Origin of the sequence: Hymenobacter edaphi (assembly GCF_003258365.1) — a bacterium.
In the GTDB taxonomy this organism is placed as follows: domain Bacteria; phylum Bacteroidota; class Bacteroidia; order Cytophagales; family Hymenobacteraceae; genus Solirubrum; species Solirubrum edaphi.
In genome coordinates this window covers 823,616-849,351 of record NZ_QHKM01000001.1, presented here as the reverse complement: position 1 = coordinate 849,351, position 25,736 = coordinate 823,616, and the positions used below count along the sequence as shown (strand labels likewise).

Below are 25,736 nucleotides of genomic sequence, written 5' to 3'. Positions count from 1 at the left end.
ACTTCTAATCCGCCACGATGACGGCTTTGTTGAGCTTTTTGGCGAAGGCAATGCGCTTTTCGCGGCCCGAGGCGTCGATGTAGTCGAAGCCCACGGCGCGGCCGTCGGCCTGCACGGCGCTCCAGCCTTCCGGGTCGCTGCCTTCGGGGGCGGTGGTGGCGGTGCGCGGAATGGCGGGCGAGGTAAATTTGTCGTCGGCGAAGAAGCCGTTCATGCCTTGCAGAATGGCCAGCTCGCGGCTGCGCACCGAGGAAGCCTGCGGGTCGTCCTGCATGGCGCGCTCATCGATGAGCGCCTTGGCCGGGATGACCTCGTTGCGCAGGGTGTCGCCTTTGGCGGAGATGATCAGGAAACGGGCGTTGGCGTCGATGATTTTCGGGCCCTGCAGCAGCAGCACAAACTTGTCCTTGCTGCCGCGGTCGGAAAAGGCGTGCTGGGTTTGCACGGTGCGCAGCACCGTGCGGCTGGTGAGGCGGCTGCGCTCGGCCTCGGGCTTGGGCGTGTACACGCGTTCGGGGTTACTCGACGTGCCCACTTCGCGGTCCGTCGTCACGCACGACGACTGGGCCAGCAGAAGCAGCAGCGCAGCGGGGAGCAATAGGTGTTTCATTGGAATGGTGAAGTCAGGAGGAGTACGCCGTATACGCAAACGGCGGCGGCGGCGGGCAATAAGCTGCGAATATCGCAGCAAAGGCATGTTTTTCTGCCCGGTACGCAAGGATATTGTCGGGGTTGCCTGGGAGCCGGCTCAGAGCACCCCGATTTCGAGGCCCACCGTCCAGCGCGGCAGCTCGGGATAGAGGCCGGCCGCCACTCCCCGAAACGTGTCGCTGAGGCGGTAGCGGGCCGTGAGCACCAGGCGCTGACTGCCCAGCCGGGCTCCGGCGCCGTAGGCCCAGCGGCGCAGGTAAGGCAGCCCGGTTTCGGTGGTTTTCACGCGTTTGGCGCGGGCGCTGTTGGGCTCGTCCTCGGTGTGGTGGGCGGTGGCGGCCACCCAGCCGCCCCAGCCGCTCACGTCGAGGTAGCGCCCCACGGTGTTGCCCTGCCGGCCGAAGCGCAGCCGGGCCCAGCCTTCCAGGTCGGCGCGGTGCAGGGCCAAGGACTCGCGGTGGTGCAGCGCGGCGTCGGGCAGCACTTTGTCGGGGTGCTGGGCCAGGGCGTAGCGCAGGTACACGTAGCGCGCATCGGCCCCGATGGCCAGCACCGGGGTCAGGCGCAGCTTTTCGCGCAGGCCCAGCACCATTTCGGCCGAAACCCAGGGGCGCAGGTCGGCCCCGCGGCCGGCGGGCTGGCCCAGCACGGGCATATAGGCCAGGTACAGGTGCCGAAAATGCCGCCGGTGCGGGCCGTAGGTCTGCCGGGCGGTGTCGGCGGCCACGTCGGTGCTGAGCAACGGGCGCTGCGCCCGGGCGGGCGAGGCGGCCAGCAGCAGTGCGGCCAGCGTCGACGCCAGGGCCAAGCCTGCCCACCGGCCGCGCCCGCCCACCCGGGGCCCGCGGCCCTGCGGCCCTGCCTGCCGGGTGGTTGCGTTGCCGGCCACCGCCGCTATCGGCCTCCAATTGCTGAGTGTTATATGCTGCATACCACGCTAGGGCAAGGATTTTTCGGCCGTGTAGCCGCGGTAGTGCACCCGCAGGACGTCGCCAGGCTGCCAGCTGCCGGCGGGCAGGCGCAGCACCGCCCGCTGCGACACCTCCAGCACCTCGTAGCGGCGCAGGCGGCCACAGGCATCGGCCAGGTGCCAGTAGCAGTAATCGGGGTACGGCAACGGAAGCGGCAGACCCGGCGCCGGTGAGGGCGTGGGCCGCACCGCGGAGCTACGCTCGCGGCCCGCGCGCGGCACCGGGGGGGCGTTGCGGCTGCTTTCAGCCAGGGCGCCCACGGCCGCCACCGAGTCGGTGAACAGCGGCAGCGGCTGCAGGGCCAGCGTGGCTTCGGGCCGGATGACGACCTGCACCACCTGGGCTCCGGCCACGATGTCGAGCGTGGGCGCGGGCGGCGCGGGGGCGGCGGGGCGCAGGCAGCGGCTGGCCTGCGGCAGGCCGTAGCCGTGGGCGTAGTCGAAGTACGGGTAGAGCGTGGCCGAGTGCTCCAGCAGGCGAAACAGCTCCATGGCCTTCAGCTCGCGGCGCTGCTGCCACACGCAGGCGGCCAGCCCGGCCACCAGCGGCGAGGCGAAGGAGGTGCCTTCCAGCTCCTGCACGTCGCCGCCGGGCGTGGCCGTCATCACCACCCCGAAGGCCGTCAGGTTGGGCTTCAGGCGGCCACCCACGGCGGGGCCGCAGGAGCTGAAGTCGGTGGTCAGCCAGGTATCGGGGTCGAGGGCGCCCACGGCCAGCACCGAGTCGGCATCGGCGGGCGTGCCGATCAGGCGCCACCGGTCGTCGTCGCCGTCGTTGCCGGCGGCGCACACCACCAGCATGCCCTTGCGAACGGCCAGGTTGGCGGCGCGGGCCACCAGGCTGCTGCGGCCGTTCATTTGCTCGCGGAAATAGCGCGTGTCGGTGTAGCCCAGCGAGGAGTTGATGATGTCGGCCCCGAGGCGGTCGGCCCACTCGGCGGCGGCCAGCCAGGCTTCTTCCTCGGCAAAGGATTCACGGCGCAGGGCTTCGGTGCGGGCCAGCAAGTACTCGGCCTGCGGGGCCAGGCCCAGCGGAATGCCCTCGGAAAGCCGCCCGGCCAGACAGGCCAGCACCTCGGTGCCGTGCGAGCCGCCGTGCAGGGCATCGGGGCGGTGGCGCATGAAGTCCTGGGTGGCCACCACGCGCTTTTCGCGCCACAGGTGCGCCAGGGCCGGGTGCTCGTCGGCGCCGCTGAAGCCCACGTCGAGCACGGCAATGCGCAGGCCGCGGCCGTCGAGGCCCTGGCGGCGCAGCAGCTCGCCGCCGAGGGTGCGCGTCTGGCGTTGGGCCAGCTGGCGCTCCGCCGAAGTCAGGTGCGGGGTGCTGTCGGGCGCGGCGGCGCGGCGACGCAAAGCGGCCCGGGCAAAAGCAGCCGAATGACCGGAAGGCGCCGCGCCGCGCCGGGCGGGCTGCAGCGGGTGTCCGGGCATGACCTCCACGGCACGCACCCCGGGCAGTTGCCGCAGGATGGCCACCTGGGCGGGCGTGGCCCGGCAAGCCACGGCGTTGAACCAGCGGCTGGTGCCCGTCACCGAGTCGACAGCGGCCCGCACCTGGCCGAGGTAATCGGGGCGCAGCGGAAAGTCCGAGGTATCGGCGGCGGGCAGGTGCTGGCGGCGGCGGCGGGCCTGGGCCTGCGGGCTGAAATAGGCGGCCGGCTCGAACTGGACGCCGTGCTTGTCGCGCAGAAACACCCAGTACTTGGCCGCGCCCTGGGCTGGGGCCGCGGCGGGCGGGCACGCGGCCGCCCGCGGGGCCGCGGCCGGGCACAGCGGCTGGGCGGCCAGGGCCAGCAAACCAGCGAAAATCAGGCGAAAGAGCACCGGGTGGACAGAAAGAGAAACGGGGGCGAAAATACGGTGGAAATAACCGCGCTGCCAGCCGCCGGCCGCTCCCGGCCAAAACTTCCGCCGCAGGGGCTGCGTAACCCGCCCCGGGCGCCCCCCCCCCCGCGGGCCGCGCGCCTCCTCATTCACCATCCCACACCATGATGCCCTTTCCTTTCCCGGGCCGCCTGGCGGCCGCCTCGCTGCTGGCCACGGCCCTGCTGGCTCCCGGCTGCGTGTCGCAGAAGAAATACACCGAGCTGCAAAGCCAGAACGCCGAGCTGAGCAAGTCGCGCGACCAGCTGCAGGTGGAAAAAACCGCCCTGCAGCAGGACAAGGCCCGCACCGAAGAAGAGCTGCGCCAGCGCCTGGCCTCGCGCAGCCAGCAGGTGAATCAGCTCAACCAGAACCTGAGCGGGGCCGAAGCCCAGAACTCCCAGCTCTCGGCCGACCTTAAGGACCGGGAGCAGCGCCTGGCCGAGCTGCAGAAAAAGCTGGTGGAGAAAGACCAGGCCGTGCAGGCCCTGCGCAAGCGCGTGGCCGATGCCCTGCTGGGCTTCAACGCCCAGGACCTGCAGGTGAACCTGCGCAACGGCAAAGTGTACGTGTCGCTGTCGGAGCAGCTGCTGTTCAAATCGGGCTCGACCAAGGTGGACCCGCGCGGGCAGGACGCGCTGCGCAAGCTGGCCACCGCCCTGAAGGGCAACCAGGACGTGAACGTGCTGGTGGAGGGCCACACCGACAACGTGCCCATCACGAAGGGCACGGCCGGCATGCGCGACAACTGGGACTTGTCGGTGCTGCGCGCCACCGAAATTACCCGCATCCTCACCGAAGCCGGCATGGCGCCCGGGCAGGTGACGCCCTCGGGCCGCTCGGAGTACGTGCCGGTGGCCCAGAACGACTCGCCCCAGAACAAGGCCATGAACCGCCGTACCGAAATCATTCTCACGCCCAAGCTCGACGAGCTGTTTCAGCTGCTGGAGCAGAACTAGGAGTTGTGGGCCAGCGGCGAACACGCCGTCCAGCGGCCAGTTGGAGGCCCCTTTACTGCTTGAGCAACACTACAGGCATACGCAGCCGTCCGTAGTCGACGCAGCGGAGGTCGGTAGTCAGCAGGGGCTTCCCTCCTGCCGTGGCACCGGGCAAGCCCCTGCGGAAAATGCACCAGCCCACCGGCGGACTAGCCCGCCGGTGGGCTGGTGCATTTTCCGCAGGGGCTGTATCAGGGCGAGGCTGCTGCCGGTCGGGCACTATCCGTTCAGGAGTATCCGCTACCTGCACGTAGATTTATCATCTTTACTCCCGCACTGCTCCGTGCATCCCCGCCACTTGTACCATACCTGCCACGTCCGTACCTCTTCCGCTTAGAGCCTTGCCCGCCGACGACCTGCTGGGCGACCTGCTGGCGGTATCGATGACCGGCGTCATTTACTACACGCCCATCTACGACCCGGCCGGCGCGGGCGAGATTGTGGACTTTCGCTTCGAGTACCTCAACCCCACGGCGCAGCGCATGATGAGCATGCCCGAAGTGCCCACCGTGACGCACAACGAGCAGTGGCCCCACAGCATCGCCCACGGCACCTTCGCGTTTCACGTCGATGCCTACGTGAGCGGGGAGCCCCGCGAGTACAACATCAACTACCAGGCCGACGGCTACGACAACTACTACCGCCTGGCCGCCCGCCGCTCCGGCGACGGGCTGTGGGTGAGCTTCACCGACACGGCCGACCAGCCCCGCTCGCCCGTGGAAGTAGCCCTGCGCGATGCGCAAGTCCGCGAAAAGGCCGCCCGCGCCGAAGCCGAAATCCAGCGCCAGCGCTTCTACGAGGTACTCATGCAGCTGCCCGCCCACGTGGCCGTGCACGAGGGCCCCGAGCAGGTGTTTACGTTCGTCAACCCCGGATACCAGCGCGTCGCCAACGGGCGCGAGCTGCTGGGCCAGCCCATTCGCACGGTCTGGCCCGAGCTGGCCGGCCACGGCATCCTCGATATTCTCGAACGCGTGTACCAGACCGGCGAAACGTTCAGCGCGGCCAGCATGCCGGTTCAGGCCGATTTCACGCGCACCGGGCAGCTGGAGGAGGTGTATTACGACTTCTTTTTCCTGGCCCTGCGCGACGCCCAGGGGCAGGTTACGGGGGTGCTCAACTTCTCCTACGACGTGACCAGCGCCGTGCGGGCCCGCCAGCAGGTGGAGCAGCTGAATCAGGAGCTGGAAACGCGGGTGCAGGAGCGCACGGCCGCCCTGCAGGAAAGCGAATCCCGCTTCCGCATCATGGCCGACGCGGCGCCCAACCAGGTGTGGGCCGTTAATCCGGACTCCACCATCCGCTACGCCAACCAGGCGTTCCTGGACTTCGTGGGCGTGAGCCTGGAGCAGTACGTGGCCACGGGCTGGTCGGCCTACCTGCCGGCCGAGGAGCTGGAGCTGGCCCAAGCCACGCTGGAAACGGCCATTCGCACCCGCACGCTGTACGTGCTGGAGCACCGCATGCGCCGCCACGACGGGCAGTACCGCTGGCTGCTGGCCCAGGGTGCGCCCAGCTTTTATGCCAACGGGGAGCTGTACGGCTACGTGGGCTCGGCCATCGACATCACCGAGCTCAAGCAGACCAACGAGCAACTGCGGCGCACCAACGTGGATCTGGACAACTTCATTTACACGGCCTCGCACGATTTAAAGCAACCCATTGCCAACATTGAGGGCCTGCTGCACGCCGTGCAGCACGAGCTGGCTCCGCAGTGTCGGGTCGGGGAAGTGCCGCACATGCTTAAGCTGATGCAGGCCGCCATTGAGCGTTTTGGCCGCACCATTGGCCACCTGACGGAAATTTCGCGCCTGCAGCAGGAGCACAACCAGCCCGCTTCGCACGTATTGCTGGCCCAGGTGGTGCACGAGGTGGAGCTGGATATGGCCCCGCTGGTGGCGCGGACCCGGGCCCGGGTGGAGGCCCGCATTCCGGCGGACGTCACGCTGAACTTTTCGGAAAAGAACCTGCGCTCCGTCGTGTACAACCTGCTCAGCAACGCCCTCAAGTACCACCACCCCGACCGCGCGCCGCGGGTGTCCATTACCTACACCCCGCTGGAGGACCAGCACATGCTGGCCGTGCAGGACAACGGCCTGGGGCTGGACGTGGCCCAGGACCGGGAAAAGATTTTTGGCATGTTTCAGCGCCTGCATCCGCACGTGGAAGGCTCGGGCGTGGGCTTGTACATGGTCAGGAAAATCGTCGAAAACGCGGGCGGGCGGATAGAGGTGGAAAGCACACTCAACCAGGGGGCTACCTTCCGGGTGTACTTTCCGCGCTAGCCTGACTGGGCCCCGGGCCGGCCGCCGCAAGCCGTCGGAGCCGCGTTGGACGGCAGCTCTACGAACCGGCTGGCATTAGCTCCCAAGCCTGAACTCCCCGACCGGCTGCCACTGCCGCCCGTCGTGCCGAAACAGCGTCAGCGCCGTGACCTGGAACGCAGCCTGGTAGCGGCGGCCGGCAAAGTCGGCTTGCAGCGCGGGCACCTGCGCGGGCGGCAGGTCGCGGGTGGCCAGGGTCAGGTGCGGGGTGAACGGGCGCGTTTCCTGCGGTACCGCGGGCAAGTCGGTGCGGCAGCGGGCTAGCAGAGCCGCGTGCAGCCGCTGCAGCGCCTCGGCCTGCACCACTCGCACGAACAGCGTCCGGTCGCCAAACCAGGCGAAGTCCCGCAGCCCAACTTCCACCGGCGGCTGGGCGGCGGCGAAGTCGGCCAGCACGGCTCCGGCCGCCGCCGCCGACTCGAACTCCGCCGGAAGAAGGCGAAACGGCGGCAGCAGCGTGATGTGCGGGGGCAGGCGCACGGCGTTGCGGGAGCCGGTCAGGCGGTGGACTTCCTGCTTCAGCGCCCACACGTCGGCGAAGACGGGCTCGGGCGGCAGGGTGGCCAGCAGGTAGAGGGCGGGTTGAGGGGGAGCGGCGGATGGTGTCATAAGCCTTTCAACGTCCGCCGCTGCTCACCGATGGTACCGCACGGGCCTGGGCGAAGTACGGCCCAAAATCGGGTTCGTGGGTCTGGCAGAAAACCCAGCTCAACTGGGGCTGGGCCAGGTACACGTCGCGCCCCCGAGCTGGGCCGTGGGCGGCCAGTTCCCGCAACTGCGCCCAGGGCGGCAACTGCCGAGCGTGGCAGCGGAAGCCCCAATCAGTCTGCTCGAAAAACACCAGGAAGGACTTCACCGGCTGCCTTTCGTAAGCCGCTACGGCGTGGGCGCCCACCAGGTGCGGGTGCAGCCGAAAGCTGAAGCCGTGCCACAGAAACGCGGGCCGTTGCGCGGCCGCATACTGCTGCTGCCAGCGCCGTTTCAAGACTTTTATCGTCTCCGCATCAAGGTCTTCCACCCGTTGGGCGGTGGCTTGCAGCAGCGCGCGCCACTGCTGCCGGGCCGGGTCTGCGTTGGTCATGGGCGGGCTGATGTTGCTGATAGGAACACGCAAAGAAAAGACCCCGCCGGAATTCAGCGGGGTCTTTGGTAGCGCCCTGACGCGGCCGGCACCAGGCCTTACAGCCCGTACTTGCTCAGCAAATAAATCAACGAGGCCATGCCGGCACCACCCAGCTCCAGCTCGCGGCGGTGCACCTTGTCGAAGGTGTCGGCCGCCGTGTGGTGCAGGTCGAAGTAGCGCTGAGAGTCGCAGTCGTAGCCGATGAGGGCCTGGGCCTGGTCTTTCAGCGGGCCGATGTCGGTGCCGCCGTGGCCGGGGCCGATGCCGTCGGCGTGGTAGGGCGCCAGCAGCGGGGCCCAGCGCTGCAGCTTGGCCACGGTGGCCGGGCTGCCCTCCACGCTGAAGCCGCGGGGCGTGAAGCCCCCGCCGTCGGACTCGATGGCGGCCAGGTGCTTTTCGCCGGCGGCCTTCGCCAGCTCGGCGTACTTGATGCCGCCGCGGTTGCCGTTTTCCTCGTTCATGAAGAGCACGGCGCGCACGGTGCGCTCGGGACGCAGGCCGGTGGCCAGCAGCAGGCGCAGGGCCTCCATGCTCTGTACGCAGCCGGTGCCGTCGTCGTGGGCGCCCTGGGCCAGGTCCCAGCTGTCGAGGTGGCCGCCCACGGTGATGATTTCGGCGGGAAACTTCGCGCCCTTGATTTCGCCCACCACGTTGTAGGATTTCACGTCGGGCAGGGTCTGGCAGGCCATTTCCAGCTCAAATTCCAGGCCCGCGTCCTGCTTGAGGGCGGCGCTGAGGCGGTCGGCGGCCAGGGTGCTCAGGGCCGCGGCCGGAATCTTGGTCACTTTGTCGTCGTAGCGGGTGGTGCCGGTATGCGGGAAGTCGTCCTTGGCCGAGGTCATGGAGCGCACCAAAGCCCCCACCGCCCCGCGCTTGGCGGCCTCAATCGGCCCGCGGCCGCGCTGGTCCACTGCCCCGCCGTAGGCCGAACCGGGCTCGATGAGCCGGTCGTCGAAGGGCCGGTTGAAGAACACAAAGCGGCCCTTCACCTGGTCGTCGGGCAGCTTGGCCAGCTCGTCCCAGCTGCGCACCTCTACCACCTTGGCTTTGAGCTTGCCGCCAGTGCCCACCGAGCCGCCCAGGGCGCACACGGCCGCGTCCTGGCTTTTGCCCTTGCCAGCCTTGAAAGAGGCTTTTTCCTTGGCCCCGCGCACCCAGTGCGGCACCATCACCTCCTGCAGGTACACCCGGTCGAAGCCCAGCTTTTCCATGGTCTGCTTGCCCCACTGCACGGCCTGCTCGGCCTGGGGCGAGCCGCTGAGTCGGGCGCCGATGTTTTGGCAGAGGTAGCGCAGGTTATCGTAGCTCTGACCGCGCAGCAGGGCCTCGTCGTAGATTTTGCGCAGGTTCAGGGAATCGGTTTTGGCGGCGGTCTGGGCCTGGGCGGGAACGGTCAGCGCCGTGGCGAGCAGCAGGCCGGCCGCGGCGGAGCGGAAGCGGTGGAACATGAAAGCGGAGAAAAAGTGGCGGCCCAATCGGGCGCGGCAGTCAGAGACGCCGCCCGCGGGCCGGAAGTTGCAGGCCGCCACTTTGGGCGAAGCGGCGGCCCCAAAGAAACAGCGCCGCGCCTAGCCGGCCAAACCGGGCACCCGAGGAGCCGGCTACCACAGCCCGCGGTGCAGCAGCTGGGCCAAGGGCGAGCCGGACCTTACCAAGGGTTTGATTTCCCGGTAGCCGAGCTCCACCAGTATCGGCCCCATGACGTAAGGCGCTATTTCGTACATATCGTACTGAAAGCCGAGGTCCGCGGGCGTGAGGTAATAACCGTTCCGCGGCAGCGGGGCCAGCGGCTTGCCGTCGGGGCCGGGCGGCCAGCGGGTTTGGGTGGAGTCGCCCTCGATTTCGTCCTGGTAAAATTCGCCGTATATATAATCGGTGCGCAGGCGGACACTCAGCAGCCGGCGCAGGGGCAGCTCGAAGCCCGGTTTCAGCAGGTCGGACAACTTCAGCAGCCGGCCCGTGCGCAAATCGAACGTGGTAGGGCGGTAGTACCCGGTGGGATGCGGTGTGCCATAGACATGTGTGTGCCTAAACCGCTCGATGGACAGCAGAAAATCCGCGTTGTACGTCACCCAGGCCGATTCTTCCGTTTCCGTGCACGCTTCGAACGCCCGCACCCGGTTGTCGAATTGGCGCTGCACCTTGGCCAGCGCAGCGGAAACGGGCGGGAGCAGGTACACCGCATCCCACTGCTCGCTGGAACTATGCTTCTGTCCGTCGTCCAGCCCGCAGTCCCCTGGTTTCGTGCGCCTGTTATACGTGTTGATGGTGTAGCGGACGGCCCCGGTATAGTCTTCCCGCAGCTCGAAGGGCAGTTGGCGGCGGCCGTCGGGGCTGAGCCAGGTGCCGCTGAGCGTCGGGCCGAGCGGCTGTTGGGTTTGCCAACGGCCCGTCAGGCGGCCGGCCTCGGTTTCGCGCAGCGTGAGCGGCTGTCCGGCGGCCGGGCGGGCGGCGCTCAGGGTGAGCAGGCCGCCCCGGCGCTGGTAATAGTAGTGGCCCTGCACCGAATCGGCCACCGTCAGCTCCAGCACCACCGGGGTTGGGCCCACGGTGCCCGCGTAGCGGAGGTAAGTGCGAACCGTCGGTGAGGGGCGGGCCGTGGCGGCCGACGGCTCGGGCTCCGCCGCGTCCGAATCCGCAGCCACGGCAGCGGACGGATTGGGGGACTTGACAGCAGGTGCTGCGGCCGTTCCGGTGGCGGGGCGGCGGGCGTCGCAGGCCGTCAGCAGGCTCAGCAAAAGCAGGCTGCTGGTCAGCGGGTGGCGGGTAATCGGCACAGGGCGGGGCCTATCTGGGCTGGCCGTAGCGGCGCACCGTGGCCGTGGCCGGGCCGCCGCTGGCCGGCAGCCTCACCTCAAACAGGTAGCTGAACTCGTCATCGGCAATGGCCTTCACGGGCCGCGGGGCGCCCAGCGCTTCGATGGTTTCGAGTACGGTATTAGAGTGGCCCACCACCAACGCGGCTTTGCCGGCGGGCGTGACCTGGCGGATGCGGGTGGCCAGGGCGGCCAGGCCCGGCGCGTCGGCTACGTACGACTCGGGGCTGAGCTTGCGGGCCGTGGCCAGGGGCGCGGCCGTGTCGCGGGTGCGCTTGGTGTCGGTGCTGTAAACGGCCACGACGGGCTCCTTGCGCAGCACGTCGCGCAGGGCCAGGGCGCGCTGCGCCCCGGCGGCGCTCAGAGGCTGCTCGGTGGGCTTCTGCGGGTCGGCCAGCGGGCCTTTTTCGGCGTGGCGCACCAGGTACACGGTTACGGCCTTGGGCTTGGCCGCGTCGGGGGCGACGAAAGCGGCGGCACCGAGCAGCGGCAGCAGGCAAAGCAAACGAATCAGGGAGGTCATAAGGCAGGGAGGTCGATAACGGGCGGGTGAGCCACAGACGCGTCCGCGGGGCCGCAGGTGGCACGCGGGGAGCGGCGGGCTTTATTTCAGGGCCAGAATCTGCCGCAGCTCGGCCGCCGACACCGTCAGCAGCCCCGCTTTGGGTAGGCGTTCGGTGAGGGTGCGCCAGTTGGGCTCCTGGCGGAAGATGGGCAGCAGCAGCTTTTTGGCTTCGGCCACCTGGCCCTTGTTGGCCAGCGTGATGGCGTGCCAATAGCGCATTTCCAGGTTGTTGGGAAAGGCTTTTTCGGCCGTCTCGTACTCGCGCACGGCGGCGGGCATGTCGTTTTTTTCCACGGCCAGGTCGCCGGCGTTCATGTGGTCGTAGGCGCGCTGCAGCTGCAGCAGGCGGCGCAGCTCCTTGAGGGGCTCGGCGGCGTCGTCCACGCGCAGGTCCACCAGCCGGTCGTCCCAGGGCGCATCGGAGGCCTTGGCCCGCACCACCAGCAGCGCCGCCGACTGCCGCCCGCGGATGTCGCCGCCCTGGGCCTGGGCTGCGTCGAGGGCGGCCAGCACGCGCTCGGGCAGCGGCAGCTGGGCGTTCTGCTCGAAGGCCCGGGCCATGGCGGGCCACACTTTGTCGGAGAGCATCATGTTGGCCTGCACCGAAAACTGCGCGCCCTGCTGGTGCCCGGCCATGTCGACGCACTTCTGGCCGGTGTGCGTGGCCACGTTGCCCTGGCTGTCGACGATGGCCACCTGGCGCACGTCGCGGCCTTCGTCGGTGCGCAGCAGCTCGTCGAGGGTCTGCTGCGCGGTTTTGCCGCTGCGCAGCAGGGCCAGTCCGCGCGGGCCGAAGCTCTTGTTGGTAAACGACTGGGTGGCAATGGCGCCCACCCCGGCTTCGGCCCACGACACGGCCGTGCCCACCGAAAACCAGTGGCTTTGCACGCCCACGGCCAGGTCGCCGGTGTTCGGGTCGCGCGCCACGATGGAGTAGGTGTGGGCGAAGGGTTCCTGGGCGAGATAGGGCTGCTGGGCCCGGGCGCCCCCGGGCAGCAGAATGCCTAGCAGGTAGGCGGCCAAAAGCAGTAATCGATTCAACAACATGCCGTCAAGGTAGCACGCCGCCGGGCTTCGGGACGTGAAACGACACGAGGGAGTCCGAATAATTCAGTGCCGGCACTGATTTGCCCTTTGACTTAGCAGTGCACCTTGTCCTGCGCCCGGAGCCACGTGGCCGCTGCCTACGCCCCAGGCCAAAGTCGAGCCCGAGGCCCTGGCCTGGGCTTCGCCCGCAGCTTTCCTGACTGTTAACCCGAACCGTTCCCTTGACCCTCCTGCGTATGCACTTCCGCTCCCTTGGTATTCTTCTTTGCCTGCTGCTCGCTTCCTACGCCCGGGCTTACAGCGCGAGCGGCCCGGAGGCCCCCATTCAGGTTCGCCTTGCGCTCAATTACGGCCCAGCCGGCGGGCCCTACCCGGAAAAGATGCAGGCCACCCTGGCGCCCCTGCAGCTGGTGGTCGGCGACTTGGTAATACGCGACGACTCCACGGGGACGGCGGTTTTGCCGGTGCGTCCTATTCCGGTTGATCTATACGCCGATACGCCCTACGAACTTTCTCATCGGCTCCTGCGCGAAATGCGGCGGGCGGCTCGACGCGACCCCGCAATGCGCCTCGTCATCCGGGACTACAACCCCGAGTGGAAACCCCTGTTGCTCCCCCAGAAACACCTCCTCGCCCGCAAATTCACCACCGGCCGGCGCCACACCCGTAGCGCATTTCTGGCAACGGTGCAGCTGCGCATTGAGTACTTGCTCGACAGTGCCCGGCTGCGGGAGCCCACCAATCTGATCTGCAACGAGCCCCGCCTGCAGCGCGAACTGACGGCCCAGGGCAGTACGGCCACCCTACCCGGCCAAGCCGTGCACCAAGTCGTGTTTGCCGAAGAAACGGTGCTACCGACCTCTCCCGACCAGCGCATTCTGGGTGTCACGCTCACGGACCAGGGGGAAGGGGCATTGGTGCGCTATTCCGTTTGCGCCCGGTATTCCAGCACCGACGGCAAAGCCTACGTGGCCGTTGTCCCCTCCGACAACGAGTGCCCGCCGCAGGCCGGCTACGCTACCGTCACCGTTCCCATGGCGCGGCTGGAGCGCTCTTTGTTCGTCGAAAAGCTGCTGATGGCCTTTCAGCTCAACAATCTAATGGTGCTGGACGGACCAGCTCAACTGCTGCGCCGCAAGCTGCAGCAGCAAATCAGCCGCAGCTTGCAGTTGCAATCCTCCAGCTTGCGTCTTTCCGATTCCGTTCTGACGTACACGCTGCAGCAGCAGGAACAACTCGACGCGCTGACGGCAGCCAGACGCGAGGCCAAAGCTGATTCGCTGCAGCGCGCCACCCAGTTGGGCAACCAGACTTTCGACGAGCTTAAGGCTCGTCAGCCCAAGGTTGCGGAAGAGCTGCAAGCCGCTGAAATAAGCGCCAAACAGCTAAAAAGCAACGTGGACGCCGCCCAAAAGCAGCGCCGGAACACCAGCCGCAAAGCGCAGTCCGCGGGCCCCAGCATCGCCGAATTGCAAACCCTGGAAGCACAATACCGTGCGGCGCAGGAAAAAGCCAGCGTATTGCGGCAGGAGAAGCAGAAATTGCAGCGGTTTTTTGACGCGTTGACAACCAGGCGTCAGCAGGTAGCGCAACTCCTGCAGAAGTACAACATCACGACGGCCTCCCTGGGGCGGGCTACGCTGACGACCAACCAGAATGAAAAGGAGCTACGCGCTGTGCAAGACACCATTGTGCAGCAGGAAGCGCGGCTCCGCAAAGCATCGGTGGGGGCGAAGCTGCCGGCCGATGCCGCCGCGGCCAGCGCCCTGCTGACCATTAGCCCCAGTGCCAATACTGCGCCGACCAGCACGCTACGCAGCGCTTTGACCGACATGTATTTGGAGCTGGCCCAGCAGCAGATTGTGTTTCTGGCCGCTCCGCAGGCCGGCACGCTCGATGTGCTGGACGAAGCCAATGTGTACGTACCAAATGTGACGCGCCCGCACTGGCGGTTCCGCCCCGACGTCGTCAGTATCGAAATCGAAGACGGAATGGTCCTTGGCCTGAAAGCCACCGGCCACCGCTGCCTCGATAACCAGAAGGTGGTGTTTGAAAGCCGTGCTCCCGTTGGCATTTCCGCCGACCGCGACCTGTATCAGGAGTGGCACCACCAACGCCTGTGGCTGCAGTACCCGCTGCACGAGCACGGCCCGCACCAAGCCTCGTTTGTGCGCCTGACGGACGTGCTGCGCTACTACCCCAACCTAGCCCCGCAGGCCGGCGACCGAAGCCCGGCCGATGGCGTGTACGTGGTGCACCCGGGCGACCCGCTCCCCCAGCGCACCTTTACCAAAATTGCCACCCAGAAGATCCTGCAAGGCCGGTTATACACGGATCTGGCCGGGGTTAAGAGCGAAAATCCCAATGGATTGGTGCAACTGGAAATCAGCCGCAAGTTCGTATTCGGAGCGCCCTGGTCGAAGTTTTCCCCCAATCTCCAACTGCAGGTCTTCGGGTATTTCACCCCATTTGTGTCCGTCAACAAGCTGGAGCAGCAGAACCGCTACTTGCCACTGCAGCGCACCGAGCAACGCGGACGCTACATCGTGCAGACTATTGACCTGGTGCGATACACGAATTTTCGCGTCGGGGGGGACTACAATCTGGTGGGGCTGCGCCTGCCCCGCTTCAAGTCCGATTTTGGGCTGGACCTGGGTTTTGCCCTGCAACGCGTAGCTATCCGCGACACGCTCACGCGCATTGGCCGTCCGACCGTGGCGAACCGGCCCACCCTCGACAGTACCCTGAACGTGGGGAGCTATGGCGTATCGTTGAAAGCGCGCATCCGCCCTGATTCCCGCTACGGCCTGATGGTGCGCTTGGGCTATTTCCGCTACACCCTGCTCAACGACCGGGACAATCAGCCGTTCATCGATCAGCAGCCGCAGGCCCGCGACGTCGGGCGCGACGGCCGCACCACGTTCGGCGAATTCGCGCAGCGGTACTGGTACGAAGGGGTCATTCAGTACGAAATGACCGGCCGGCTGCGCATTGCGGAAAACCTGGAGTACTTCGTTCGGCCTCAGCTTTCCCACCTGCTCTACCGCAGCAGCCGCACCTTTTTTCAGATTCAGACCGGATTTCAGTTTGACGTATTCGGCCCGAAGCGGGAAGCCCCGCCCGGCGTAATTGCCCCAGATCCGATACAGCGGCGGAGCGGGTTGCGCTAAGCCTGCTTCAGCACAGGCCCGGCGGTATCCCGGCCGGGCCGTTGTGCGTTCAAGCTATACCTTCCACTTCTGCCCGCCCCTGCCATGAGAAAGTACCTGTTGCTGCTCGCCGCCGGCGCCCTGCTCAGCCCCGCCGCCACGGCCCAGACCACGCCCACCAAAACAACCACGACCACCCAGTCGGGCGCGACGTCGACGCGCACCAAAACCATGACCACGCCCAGCGGCCAGACCAAGACCTCGGGCCAGTACAAGTCGTCGTCGCAGCATCACCGGACGATGACGCACACCACGCCCAGCGGCGTTACGCAGACCAAAACGTCGAGCACGGCCACCAAGGCGCGGGTGAAGCAGTAATGCCAACCGGCGCAGACGCAAAACGCCCCGGCCGGCTGGTCGGGGCGTTTTTATGCAGCCGGGGCTGAGCAGGAAGGTAGCCTGGCTGCGCGGTTTTTTCAGCGCACGACCCGGACTAATGCGCCATGTTGATAACGGTAGCGGCCAGCGGGCAGCGGCGTCAGCGTACTACCAGCCTGGCAGGATTGCGCGCCTCCCTGACGCACGCTGTATTCCGCGCCGACCTGGCGCACAGGATCAACCACCAGTTCGCGGCCGTTCAGCTCGACGCGGCGGATGCACCCCGCATAAGCCTCCGCCCCGGTCAGCGTATCGCCGTGCCGGGCGGCATAGGCAATGGATGCTCGGCTGTAGTCGCCGGTAAAGGCGCGCAGCAGCAGCCGGGGCCTGCGGGGCGTCACGTCGAGCAGGTATGCATGGTCCCAGTACTGGTCGCCGCCGCTGGCATAATCCGTGGCGTGCAGGGTAAGCAGGACTTCCGGCTGCCCCTGGCCGTCCAGATCCGCAGTCTGGAGCCGGACCTCCGTGTCGTTCCGACTGAACTTCGTTTCAGCCGGGTCCACCGCCAGGCGCGTCCACGTGGTGTCGTACGGGTGCGGACGGTACAGCAGCTGAATGCCGCCACCTTCCAGGTGCGCCACCAGCCAGTGGTCTGCTACCGTATCGAGCCGGTAAAACGCTGCCCGCGCTTCGGCCAGCAGCGCCGCTGCCCCTATCCACTCCACGGCCATCAGCGGCGGCGGCAGGCGGCCGACGAAGCGGCGCGGGGGCTGGGCGGCCGGCAGCCCCGGGCTGGCAGGCCCCGACCGTGCGGCCGGTTCGCAGCTGCTGCCGGCCAAGCAGAGGAATACGCCGCCGGTCAATGCGCGCATCAGCACAACCCGACACGTGTTGTAGCCGGAGCAGGCGGGCTTAGCCCTGCGGGTTGGCCGGGCCGTAGTCACCGGGGCTGACGGGGGTGGGCTGCTCGGGCTCGGCGGGCGTAGGGCGCCCGGGCAGCTGCAGCGCCCAGGCGCCGTGCAGCTCGCGCAGGCCGGCGTGGTGGGTGAAGTCGAACTGGCAGGGCACGATGCTCACGTAGTTGTGAGCCAGGGCCCATTCGTCGGTGTCCTCGGCCTCGATTTCCTCGTTGAGGAAGTTGCCGAGCACCCAGTAGTAGGGCCGGCGGTACGGGTCCTGGCGGGTGTCGAATTCCTCCTGCCACTTGGCGCGGGCCTGCCGGCACACCTTGGCCCCCACGATGGGGTCGTCGGATTTCTTGGGAATGTTCACGTTCAGGGCCGTGCCGGCGGGCACGCCCTTGCTCAGCGCCTCACGGGCCACGTGCTCAATCCACGGCTCGGCGTGCGAAAAGTCGGCCTGGTGCGAAAAGTCGCAGAGCGAAAAGCCGATGGCGGGCAGCCCCTCGATGGCCGCTTCCAGCGCCGCCGACATGGTGCCCGAGTAAATCACGTTCACCGAGGCGTTGGAGCCGTGGTTGACGCCCGACACCACCAGATCGGGCCGGCGGCCCTTCAGCACCAGGTGCTTGGCAATCTTGACGCAGTCGGCCGGGGTGCCCGAGCAGGTGTAGGCCTCAATGCCCTCGAACAGCTGGCTGCGGTCGAGGCGCAGCGGCTCGCTGAGGGTAATGGCGTGGCCCATGCCCGACTGCGGGGCGGCGGGCGCCACCACCACCACTTCGCCCAGGCGGCGCATCACACGCACGAGCACCGCAATGCCGGGGGCGGCAATGCTGTCGTCGTTGGAAATCAGAATCAGCGGCTGCTTGGGAGTGTCGAGGCTCACGGCAAAAACGGGTTGGTCGGCAGTAGATACGGCGGCAAAGGTAGAGCGGGGACGGGAACGGATAATTAACCAGTGCCAACGGACGCCGAACGGTGGGCCGCGGCTCAACGGTCGGCGGCCAAGTATCGTAGGTTTGGGCCATGCTTCGCCTCTCCTCTACCCTGCCCGCCGGTCTGGCCCTGCTGCTGGCCGCCTGCGGCCCCACCGAGCGGCCCGCCGCCAACCCCACCGCCGCGCCGGCGGCCCCGGCCGCTTCTGCCCCCACTCCGGCCGCCTCCGAGCGGGCGGATTCGGTGGCCTCCACTGCCCCCATTCCCACGGCCAAAGACGAGCACCTGCTGCTCAAGCCCGGCTACGTGGGGCCGCTGCGGCTCAACATGAAAGAAGCCGACCTGCTGACCTTGCTGCCGCCGAGCACGCTCACCCAAACCACCCGCAGCCTCGAAGGCATTGAGTACCCTGTGTACGAGTACCGCCCCGACGACGCGCCGGCCGGCTCGGCCCCGCTGCTGCTGGAAATGGTGGGCGCGGTGGAGGACGGCGGCAACCGCCTCTGGCGCGTGCAGCTGCAGGACGCGCGCTACCGCACGGCCGAGGGCATCGGGGTGGGCAGCACCTACGGCGAGGCCCGGCGGGCCTACGGGGTGCAGACCATCGAGCGGGCCGAGGGCCGGCTGGTGGCCGTGTCGGAGCGCGTGGGCATGACCTGGGTGCTCGACAAAACCGGTCTGAACCTGAATAGGGCGCTGCGCAAGGATGATATTCCACCCGCCACGCGCATCACCGGCATTATACTTTACCAGTAGAACTTGGCTTTTGGCGGTGCGAATCAGCGCACGTTTGTGTACTTTGGCCGGCGCCGGCCCACCGCTTCCGTTCTTAGCGGCCTCCCGCGCCGGTCGCCCTCACCCCACACCTCGCCCGCCGCCATGCCCCTGCTCGAAAACCGTTACCGCTACGCCGACCTCGGGCTGCTCGTGCTGCGCCTGGGTTTGGGCGTGATGATGGTCGTCCACGGCTACCCCAAACTCATGGGCGGGCCGGAAAAGTGGGCGGCGCTGGGCGCGGAAATGCGGCACCTCGGCATCAGCTTCGCCCCCGCGGCCTGGGGCCTGGCGGCGGCCGTGGCCGAAACCATCGGCGGGCAGCTGCTGGCGCTGGGGCTGCTGTTTCGCGGGGCCTGCGCGGGGCTGCTCCTCACCATGCTGGTGGCGGCCGTGTCGCACCTGGCCGTGGGCGAAGGGTTCGGGGCCTACTCGCACGCGGTGGAAAACGGCATCGTGTTCCTCGGGCTGCTGCTCACCGGGCCGGGCCGCTACAGCGTAGATCAGCAGGTGTTTCCGCCCAGCCGGAAGCGGTACTAAGCAGCTGGCCAGCCTTTAGCCTTCGACGAAAGCCGTGGCTTCGATTTCCACCACATACTCCGGGCGCCCCAGCGCCGCCACGAACAGCACCGTGATGGTCGGCGGCGCGGCACTGGGGCCCATGACTTCCTGCGCAGCCCGGAAACCCGCCTGCACGTCCTGCCCCTGCACCAGGTAGATGCCCAGCCGCACCACCTCGTTCCAGCCAGCGCCAGCGGCTGCCAGGGCCGTTTGCACGTTCAGCAGCGCCTGCCGCGTCTGGGCGGCCAGGTCGTCGGGGCCGACGAGCTGGCCCTGCGCATCCACGGCGTTCTGCCCGCCGACGTAGATGGTGCGGCCCGGCCCCCGCGTCACGACGGCCTGGGAAAAAGCAGGGCTTTGGAAGAGGCCGCCGGGGTTGAGGCGCTGAATGCTCATGGCGTTGGGCGGGAAAACGGGTTTGAGAAGGGTGCCGCGCCGCAGGAGTGGCGGTTCGGATGCCTACGTCAGGCCGTGAGGCCGAGTTGGAGCCGGTTCCGGTGTTCCGGCCGGTTCCCAACTTTTGAAACCGCCAACCGCCTGATTTCCGGCATCCGTGGCATCTTGCCGCCCCGAACGTTTCCCCCATGCTTGCGACCCTTATGCTAGCCGCCGCCCTGCACGCCACGCCCGCCGCCGACAAACCCGACTGGCAAACGCCCTTCGAGAAGGGCAACGGCAACACTACCGCCACTTACGCCGAGTGCCTTGAGTATTACAAAAAGCTCGACGCGGCCTACCCCGAAGTGACCCTGCGCGAAGCCGGGCCCACCGACAGCGGGGAACCGCTGCACGAGGTAGTCGTTTCGCTCGACGGCGACGCGGATCCGGCCTCGGTGCGCCGCAAAAACCGGCGCGTGGTCTTTATCCAGAACGGCATTCACCCCGGCGAGCCGGAGGGCATCGACGCCTCCATGATGCTGGTGCGCGACTACCTACAGCAGAAAAAGCTGCGCGAGCAGCTGCAAAACGTGACGCTGGTGGTGGTGCCCGTCTACAACGTGGACGGGATGCTGAACCGCAACCGCCACACCCGCGCCAACCAGAACGGGCCCGAGCAGTACGGCTTCCGCGGCAACGGCCGGCACTACGATTTGAACCGCGACTACATCAAGCAGGAGTCGCGCAACGCCCGCTCGTTTGCCGCGCTGTTTCAGCGCTGGCGGCCCGAGGTGTTCGTGGAAACGCACACCTCCAACGGGGCCGACTACCAGTACACCATGACGCTCATTGCCTCGCAAAAGGACAAGCTGCACCCGGCGCTGGGCCAGTACCTGCAACAGCGCCTGCTGCCCGCCCTCTACGGCGGCATGGAAAAGCGCCGCTGGCCCATGACGCCCTACGTGGATTTCGACGGCCCGACGCCCGAAAGCGGCCTGATTGGCTTCTCCGACTCGCCGCGCTACTCCACCGGCTACGCGGCGCTGTTCAACTGCATCGGCTTCATGCCCGAAACGCACATGCTCAAGCCCTTCCGGCCGCGCGTGGAATCCACCTACGCCCTGCTCGACGAGGTCATCCATTTCGTGCACCGCGACGCCGACGCCCTCGGGGCCGCCCGCGCCGAGGCCGACCGGCAGCTGCTCACCCAGACGCTGTTTCCCCTGACCTGGCAGCTGGATAAGGCGCAGGTGGAGGAGCTGCAGTTCCGCGGCTACGAAAGCCGCACCAAGCCCAGCGAGGTCAGCGGCCTGCCCCGGCTATACTACGACCGCGCCGCGCCCTACACCCGCCCGGTGAAGTACTACAACACCTACCGCCCGGCGGTGTCGGTGCCGAAACCGGCGGCCTACCTGATTCCGCAGGCCTGGGAAACCATCATCGAGCGGCTGCGGCGCAACGGCGTGCAACTGCAGCGCCTCACCCAGGACGCCACCGTGGAAGTGGAAGCCCAGTACATCGAGGACTTCCAGACTACGGCCCGCCCCTTCGAGGGCCACTACGTGCACAGCCAGGTGCAGCTGCGCCCGGTGCGCCAGCCGCAGCAGCTGCGCCGCGGCGACTTTGTGGCCCGCCTCGACCAGCCCGCCGCCCGCTACCTGGTGGAAACGCTGGAGCCGCAGGCCGTCGACTCGTTTTTCGCCTGGGGCTTCTTCGACAGCATCCTGCAGAGCAAGGAGCACTTCTCCGACTACGTGTTTGAGGACCTGGCCGCCGCGGTGCTGCGCCGCCAGCCGGAGCTGCGCCGGCAGCTGGAGGAGAAGAAAAAAGCCGACCCGAAATTCGCCCAGGACGCCGCCGCCCAGCTGGACTGGGTGTACCGCCGCTCGGAGTACTCGGAGCCGGGCTACCGCCGCTACCCGGTGCTGCGGCTGACGGGTAATGAGCAATTATCTATAAGTAATGAGTAAATATGCCTGAGCAGCTTACCCCATCTGCCTGTTTCTTCCGCTTGCTGGAGTCCTGGTCCGAGGAAGACTTTGGTGCGTCCGTCACTCCTGAAGTCCGAATCACAGCTTTGCCAAACTCGGACAAAGAAGTTTTCATCGCAGATATTGTCAGTTCTACTGATGGGCAAGGGTACGAGAGCGAAGCCCTACAGAAACTAGGGCAGTTAGCTGATGCTGCCCACTGCCGCTTGGTGGTATTCGTGGATACACAAGAGGTTAGCTGGTATGGGCAACACGGGTTCGTTTGGTACCGAGGCAACAGTAAAAACGTGCTGGTGCGCAGGCCTCAAGCCGGCACCGCCTAATTGAAAAAGAAGGAGGCCACTTCTTGGTCATGATGCGGAAACTACCGCTGTTCACTGCTCATTATTAATTGCTAATTGCCCCCATGTCCGCCATCCTCGACATCCAGCGCCTGACCAAGCGCTACGCCCGCACCACCGCCGTGCAGGACCTCTCGCTGAGCGTGCCCGCCGGCAGCGTCTTCGGCCTGCTAGGCCCCAACGGCTCGGGCAAAACCACCACCCTCGGCATTGCCCTGGGCGTGCTGCGGGCCAGCAGCGGCGCGGTGCGCTGGTTTGGGGCGGCGCCCACAGCCGAGGCCCGCCGCCGGGTGGGGGCCCTGCTCGAAACGCCCAACTTCTTCCCCTACCTCACGGCCCGCCAAAATCTGCAGATCAGCGCCGACACCAAGCGCGCCAGCCCGGCCACCATCGACGCGGCGCTGGAAACGGTGGAGCTGGCCGGCCGCCAGCACGAGCCGGTGCGCGGCTTTTCGCTGGGCATGAAGCAGCGCCTGGCCCTGGCCGCCGCCCTGCTCGGGCAGCCCGAGGTGCTGGTGCTCGACGAGCCCACCAACGGCCTCGACCCCCAGGGCATTGCCGACGTGCGCCGCCTCATTCAGCGCCTGGCCGCCGAAGGCCGCACCATCATCCTGGCCAGCCACCTGCTCGACGAAGTGCAGAAGGTGTGCACCCACGCCGCCGTGCTCCACCAGGGCCAGCTGCGCGCCGCCGGCCCGGTCGGCCAGATCCTGGCCGCCACCGACCGCGTGCACCTGCGCCTGGCCCCCGACGCCGACCCGCAAGCCCTGCTGCGGGCCCTGGCGGCCGTGCCGTTTGCGCAGGACGTGCAGCCCGCGCCCGGCGGGGCCTGCTCGCTCGCCCTGGCCCCCGGCCACTCCCCCGCCGACCTCAACCGCGCCCTCTTCGCCCAGGGCCTCGCGCTGGCCCACCTCAGCACCGAGCAGCGCAGCCTGGAAAACCAGTTCCTGCAGCTGATTCAGAATTCCTAATTCCGCATTCAGCATTCCAACTTATGCTTCGTACCGAGCTTCGCAAGCTGCTGCCCTACCGCACGGCCTGGGTGATTCTGCTGCTGTTTACCGGCCTGCTGGCCGCCACCGTGGCCGGGGCGGGCGGCGTCAACGTCAACGGGCAGCAGCTCGGGCAGGCGCTGTACGCGCTGCCGGGGCTGTGGCCCAACCTGACCTACCTGGCCAGCTACTTCTCGCTGCTGCCGGCCTTTCTGCTGATCATGCTCATCACCGATGAGTTTCAGTACCGCACCCTGCGCCAGCAGGTTATCGACGGGGCCTCGCGCGAGCAGCTGGTGCTCGACAAGCTGCTGGTGGCCGGACTGCTGGTGGCGTGGGCGCTGCTGTCGGTGCTGCTGGTGGGCGCGTATTTCGGGCTGACGCGGGCGCCCAATGCCTCGCTGCCCGCGGTGCTGGCCGCCGCGCCGCGCCCCCTGCTGCTTTACGCGGCCCAGCTGCTGGGCTACCTCTCGCTGGCGGCGCTGCTGGCCGTGCTCATCCGCAAGAGCACCCCGGCCATCGTGGCGCTGCTGCTCTACGTGTGGGTGGTGGAGCGCCTGATCCGCTACTTCCTGCCCGACAGCATCGACCGGTTTCTGCCCATCAAGGCCCTGGACATCCTCACGCCCTCGCCCTTCGCGCAGACGCTCGACACGGTGCTGGGCCCGAGCGGGGCGCTGCTGCCCGGCGAGGCCGTGCCGGTGGCCCTGGCCTGGGCCGCCGGGTTTTGGCTGCTGAGCGCGGCCGTATTGCGCACCCGCGACCTATAGCCGCTACCTTTACTTCCTGACGGAGGCTTTTCCACCGTCGCCCGATGCTGATGCGTCTGACTACTACTTTGCTTACCGGCGCCTGCCTGGCGCTGTCCGGGGCGGCTGCCGCCCAAACCGTTACGCCCGCCGCCCCGGCCCCCAGCCCGCAGGAGCGGGCTCAGGCCGAAGCGGCCGCCGTGCGCGCCCGCGCCACGGCCGCCATGCAGGCCCGCACCGAAGCCGAAGCCGCCGCCAAAGCCGGCGGCCCGCGCATGACCGCGCCTATGGCCTCGGCCCAGCTTATTTACGGCGACTACAGCTGCACCCAGAATGCCTGGGACGCGGCCGGTAAGCGCATGAACTTCATTGCGAAAGGCGTCATTCAGCTGAACGCCAACGGCACCTACCGCTACCTCGACGGCAACACCACCGGCCGCTACACCTACGACGCCGTGACGCGGCAGCTCACCTGGCTTACCGGCTACTTCGCCGAGCGCGGCGCGGCCAAGACCACCTTTTCCGTCGTCGAAAAGGCCGGGCAGCTCGACCTCGAGCTGAACACCGGCACCGGCACCCAAAACTGGAGTTGCGGCTGCGGCCGCAAGTAGCCCGGGCCTACTCCGCCGTCAGCAGGCTGTTGGCGTAGCCGACGATGGCCGTCAGATCCTGCGGGCGGCGGTAGTCCAGCCGGTGCGCGGCAATGTACTGGCTTAGCTGCCCATGGCGGGCGGCCAGCAGCTGGGCCAGCTCCTGCCTGGGGTAGCGCAGGCGCCGCAGCTGGCCCCAGGGCGTGAAGATGAAGTACGTGCTGCTCAGGCCTTCGTGCCGGAAGGCACGGCGGGTGCTGTCGGCGCGGTCCGGGGGCGTTGGCCGGGGCACGTGCTTAGTCCCCGCCGATTCGCGGCGCAGCAGACTGATGGCCCCTTCGCACAGCACTTCGTAAAAGCCGGGCGCGCAGTCAGGGTCGGCGCCGGGCCGGGGCGGCACGCGGTAGCTCAGAAACAGCCGCACCTGCGTCGTATCGACGAGGGCGGTGAGGGTGCGCTCGATCAGGCTGGCCGGCTGCGGCACCGCTCCGAGCGGGGCAGGCAGCCGCGCGCCCCCCGCGCCGTGGTTGGTCAGCTCGCCTTTGACGGCAAACGCCCGCACCGCGGGCGGGGCCAGGGTGCGCACCCCGCCGGCGGTGCGCACCACCAGCAGCTCCGGCTGGCTGTACAGGGTGAGCGGGCCGCGCACCGTGTCGCCGGACGTCAGCAGCACGGTGCTGCCGGCGAAACGCCGCACGAGCTGCTGGGCCGTGGCGGGCCGGGCCAGCAGCTGGCAGGCCGTAAGTCCAAGTAACAAGCGGTAACCGTGGGGCATGGCTAGCACGGGGGCCGGCGCAGGGCCGCCGGAGTTGGTGAGTAGCTATTCGAAGATACTATCGGCGTCATTGCGCCGCAGCCAGTTGGCGTAGGTAACGATGCGAGCCAGGCCCTCGGAGGTGCAGAAGCTCAGCCGATGCTGCCGGGCGTACTGCTCGATTTGCGCTGCCTCGGCCCGAAAATACGCCAGCAGGTGCCGCCGCGGGCTGCGCAGAGGCCGAATTTCGCCCGCGGGGGTGGCCAGAAAAAACTGGCTGCGGGCCGTGACCAAGTAGCCCACCGTGCCGCGCGGCAGGCCGCCGGCCGGGTAAGCCGAAAGAAACATCGGGTCGGTGGAGGATACGGGGCGCTCCACCAGCTGCTGGCGCCGCAGCAGCAGCACCGGGCCGGCGCTGAGCTGCTCGAAGAAGGCCGGGGTGCGGTAATCGGCGTAGTCGTCGCCGTGGTTCCAGCGCAGGCAGCGGAATACCCGGGTGGCCTCGACGGGGCGCTGCGGGAGCAGGGCGGGCAGCGGACCGGCCTGGGTGGTGCTGTAGGCGGCGCTGCGCCGGGGCTCGGGCAGGTCGTTGGTCAGCTCCAGGTAGTCGCCCGTCCCGGTCAGCTCGCCGCGCACGGCAAAGGCCCGCACGGTGGCCGCGGCGGCCGTGCGCACGGTTTGGTCGGGCTGCTGCACCAGCAGCACGTCGCGGTCGGCGTAGAGGGTGAGCGGGCCGCGCAGCGTGTCGCCGGAAGTGAGCAGCACGGTGCTGGCCGCGAACTGCTGCACCAGGGGGCGCTGGGCCCAGGCCGCGTGGGCCAGCAGAAAAAGGGCCGCCGTGCCGGCCACCAAGGAGTGCGCAACGTGGGCTTTCATAGCCTATA

Annotated in this window: 25 protein-coding genes; 11 read left to right on the top strand and 14 right to left on the bottom strand. The window is 67.9% G+C overall.

Annotated features, from left to right (window positions below; all coding sequences use genetic code 11):
• Positions 1–4: 4 nt before the first annotated feature.
• The 3 genes from DLM85_RS03425 to DLM85_RS03415 all read right to left on the bottom strand — a co-directional run bounded on the left by DLM85_RS03425 (position 5) and on the right by DLM85_RS03415 (position 3,445).
• Complete coding sequence (locus DLM85_RS03425) at positions 5–610, bottom strand: hypothetical protein (protein ID WP_133256872.1); 606 nt, start codon at positions 608–610, stop codon at positions 5–7.
• 138 nt (positions 611–748) lie between these two features.
• A complete protein-coding gene (locus DLM85_RS03420) occupies positions 749–1,459 on the bottom strand; it encodes a hypothetical protein (RefSeq protein WP_133256871.1) in 711 nt (236 codons plus the stop codon).
• A 129-nt stretch (positions 1,460–1,588) separates the two neighbouring features.
• The gene (locus DLM85_RS03415) at positions 1,589–3,445 is read right to left on the bottom strand and encodes a S8 family serine peptidase (RefSeq protein ID WP_165821990.1); all 1,857 of its coding nucleotides are present in this window, start codon (positions 3,443–3,445) and stop codon (positions 1,589–1,591) included.
• Between the two features lie 164 nt (positions 3,446–3,609).
• On the opposite strand from DLM85_RS03415, the gene DLM85_RS03410 reads away from it, so the two are divergent.
• Both DLM85_RS03410 and DLM85_RS03405 read left to right on the top strand, forming a co-directional pair.
• The gene (locus tag DLM85_RS03410; RefSeq protein ID WP_243635856.1) at positions 3,610–4,443 is read left to right on the top strand and encodes an OmpA/MotB family protein; all 834 of its coding nucleotides are present in this window, start codon (positions 3,610–3,612) and stop codon (positions 4,441–4,443) included.
• Between the two features lie 380 nt (positions 4,444–4,823).
• The gene (locus DLM85_RS03405) at positions 4,824–6,767 is read left to right on the top strand and encodes a sensor histidine kinase (RefSeq protein ID WP_111476651.1); all 1,944 of its coding nucleotides are present in this window, start codon (positions 4,824–4,826) and stop codon (positions 6,765–6,767) included.
• 75 nt (positions 6,768–6,842) lie between these two features.
• Here the strand turns inward: DLM85_RS03405 and DLM85_RS03400 are convergent, their stop codons facing one another.
• The 6 genes from DLM85_RS03400 to DLM85_RS03375 form a co-directional block, all read right to left on the bottom strand.
• Positions 6,843–7,415 carry a 2'-5' RNA ligase family protein gene (locus DLM85_RS03400; RefSeq protein WP_111476650.1) on the bottom strand — a complete coding sequence of 191 codons (573 nt, stop codon included), beginning with the start codon at positions 7,413–7,415 and terminating at the stop codon, positions 6,843–6,845.
• 7 nt (positions 7,416–7,422) lie between these two features.
• Positions 7,423–7,920 carry a DUF4275 family protein gene (locus DLM85_RS03395; RefSeq protein WP_133256870.1) on the bottom strand — a complete coding sequence of 166 codons (498 nt, stop codon included), beginning with the start codon at positions 7,918–7,920 and terminating at the stop codon, positions 7,423–7,425.
• A gap of 65 nt (positions 7,921–7,985) precedes the next feature.
• Positions 7,986–9,377: a M28 family peptidase gene (locus DLM85_RS03390; RefSeq protein ID WP_111476648.1), complete on the bottom strand. Its 1,392-nt coding sequence runs from the start codon at positions 9,375–9,377 to the stop codon at positions 7,986–7,988.
• Positions 9,378–9,530: 153 nt separating this feature from the next.
• Positions 9,531–10,706, bottom strand: a complete 1,176-nt coding sequence (locus DLM85_RS03385) for an RsiV family protein (protein ID WP_111476647.1) — start codon at positions 10,704–10,706, stop codon at positions 9,531–9,533.
• 10 nt (positions 10,707–10,716) lie between these two features.
• Positions 10,717–11,268 (bottom strand): histidine phosphatase family protein, encoded by a 552-nt coding sequence (locus tag DLM85_RS03380; RefSeq protein WP_111476646.1) that lies wholly within the window; start codon positions 11,266–11,268, stop codon positions 10,717–10,719.
• An 81-nt stretch (positions 11,269–11,349) separates the two neighbouring features.
• Positions 11,350–12,339 carry a DUF1028 domain-containing protein gene (locus tag DLM85_RS03375; RefSeq protein WP_424321688.1) on the bottom strand — a complete coding sequence of 330 codons (990 nt, stop codon included), beginning with the start codon at positions 12,337–12,339 and terminating at the stop codon, positions 11,350–11,352.
• Between the two features lie 254 nt (positions 12,340–12,593).
• Between DLM85_RS03375 and DLM85_RS03370 the strand changes: the two genes are divergently transcribed.
• Both DLM85_RS03370 and DLM85_RS03365 read left to right on the top strand, forming a co-directional pair.
• The gene (locus DLM85_RS03370) at positions 12,594–15,527 is read left to right on the top strand and encodes a hypothetical protein (RefSeq protein ID WP_133256869.1); all 2,934 of its coding nucleotides are present in this window, start codon (positions 12,594–12,596) and stop codon (positions 15,525–15,527) included.
• Positions 15,528–15,611: 84 nt separating this feature from the next.
• Positions 15,612–15,884: a hypothetical protein gene (locus DLM85_RS03365; protein ID WP_111476643.1), complete on the top strand. Its 273-nt coding sequence runs from the start codon at positions 15,612–15,614 to the stop codon at positions 15,882–15,884.
• Between the two features lie 98 nt (positions 15,885–15,982).
• Here the strand turns inward: DLM85_RS03365 and DLM85_RS03360 are convergent, their stop codons facing one another.
• Positions 15,983–16,756 (bottom strand): hypothetical protein, encoded by a 774-nt coding sequence (locus tag DLM85_RS03360; protein WP_133256868.1) that lies wholly within the window; start codon positions 16,754–16,756, stop codon positions 15,983–15,985.
• A gap of 40 nt (positions 16,757–16,796) precedes the next feature.
• Positions 16,797–17,672 (bottom strand): 5'/3'-nucleotidase SurE, encoded by an 876-nt coding sequence (gene surE, locus DLM85_RS03355; protein WP_111476641.1) that lies wholly within the window; start codon positions 17,670–17,672, stop codon positions 16,797–16,799.
• Positions 17,673–17,812: 140 nt separating this feature from the next.
• Between surE and DLM85_RS03350 the strand changes: the two genes are divergently transcribed.
• Positions 17,813–18,478: a hypothetical protein gene (locus tag DLM85_RS03350; RefSeq protein ID WP_111476640.1), complete on the top strand. Its 666-nt coding sequence runs from the start codon at positions 17,813–17,815 to the stop codon at positions 18,476–18,478.
• Between the two features lie 123 nt (positions 18,479–18,601).
• Positions 18,602–19,036, top strand: a complete 435-nt coding sequence (locus DLM85_RS03345; RefSeq protein WP_111477486.1) for a DoxX family protein — start codon at positions 18,602–18,604, stop codon at positions 19,034–19,036.
• A gap of 15 nt (positions 19,037–19,051) precedes the next feature.
• On the opposite strand, the gene DLM85_RS03340 is transcribed toward DLM85_RS03345, so the two are convergent.
• Complete coding sequence (locus DLM85_RS03340) at positions 19,052–19,453, bottom strand: RidA family protein (protein ID WP_111476639.1); 402 nt, start codon at positions 19,451–19,453, stop codon at positions 19,052–19,054.
• Positions 19,454–19,641: 188 nt separating this feature from the next.
• Here DLM85_RS03340 and DLM85_RS03335 point away from each other — a divergent pair, with 188 nt between their 5' ends.
• From DLM85_RS03335 to DLM85_RS03315, 5 genes are all read left to right on the top strand, one after another.
• Entirely contained in the window at positions 19,642–21,405 is a 1,764-nt protein-coding gene (locus DLM85_RS03335) for a M14 family metallopeptidase (RefSeq protein ID WP_111476638.1), read from the top strand.
• Between the two features lie 2 nt (positions 21,406–21,407).
• Positions 21,408–21,749 carry a hypothetical protein gene (locus DLM85_RS25315; protein ID WP_111476637.1) on the top strand — a complete coding sequence of 114 codons (342 nt, stop codon included), beginning with the start codon at positions 21,408–21,410 and terminating at the stop codon, positions 21,747–21,749.
• An 83-nt stretch (positions 21,750–21,832) separates the two neighbouring features.
• Positions 21,833–22,738 (top strand): ABC transporter ATP-binding protein, encoded by a 906-nt coding sequence (locus DLM85_RS03325; protein WP_111476636.1) that lies wholly within the window; start codon positions 21,833–21,835, stop codon positions 22,736–22,738.
• A 23-nt stretch (positions 22,739–22,761) separates the two neighbouring features.
• Positions 22,762–23,529: an ABC transporter permease subunit gene (locus tag DLM85_RS03320; protein WP_111476635.1), complete on the top strand. Its 768-nt coding sequence runs from the start codon at positions 22,762–22,764 to the stop codon at positions 23,527–23,529.
• 50 nt (positions 23,530–23,579) lie between these two features.
• Positions 23,580–24,119: a hypothetical protein gene (locus DLM85_RS03315; protein WP_133256867.1), complete on the top strand. Its 540-nt coding sequence runs from the start codon at positions 23,580–23,582 to the stop codon at positions 24,117–24,119.
• A gap of 7 nt (positions 24,120–24,126) precedes the next feature.
• Here DLM85_RS03315 and DLM85_RS03310 read toward each other — a convergent pair whose 3' ends face one another.
• Complete coding sequence (locus DLM85_RS03310) at positions 24,127–24,855, bottom strand: hypothetical protein (protein ID WP_165821989.1); 729 nt, start codon at positions 24,853–24,855, stop codon at positions 24,127–24,129.
• A 63-nt stretch (positions 24,856–24,918) separates the two neighbouring features.
• Positions 24,919–25,728: a hypothetical protein gene (locus DLM85_RS25310; protein ID WP_111476632.1), complete on the bottom strand. Its 810-nt coding sequence runs from the start codon at positions 25,726–25,728 to the stop codon at positions 24,919–24,921.
• Positions 25,729–25,736 lie beyond the last annotated feature (8 nt).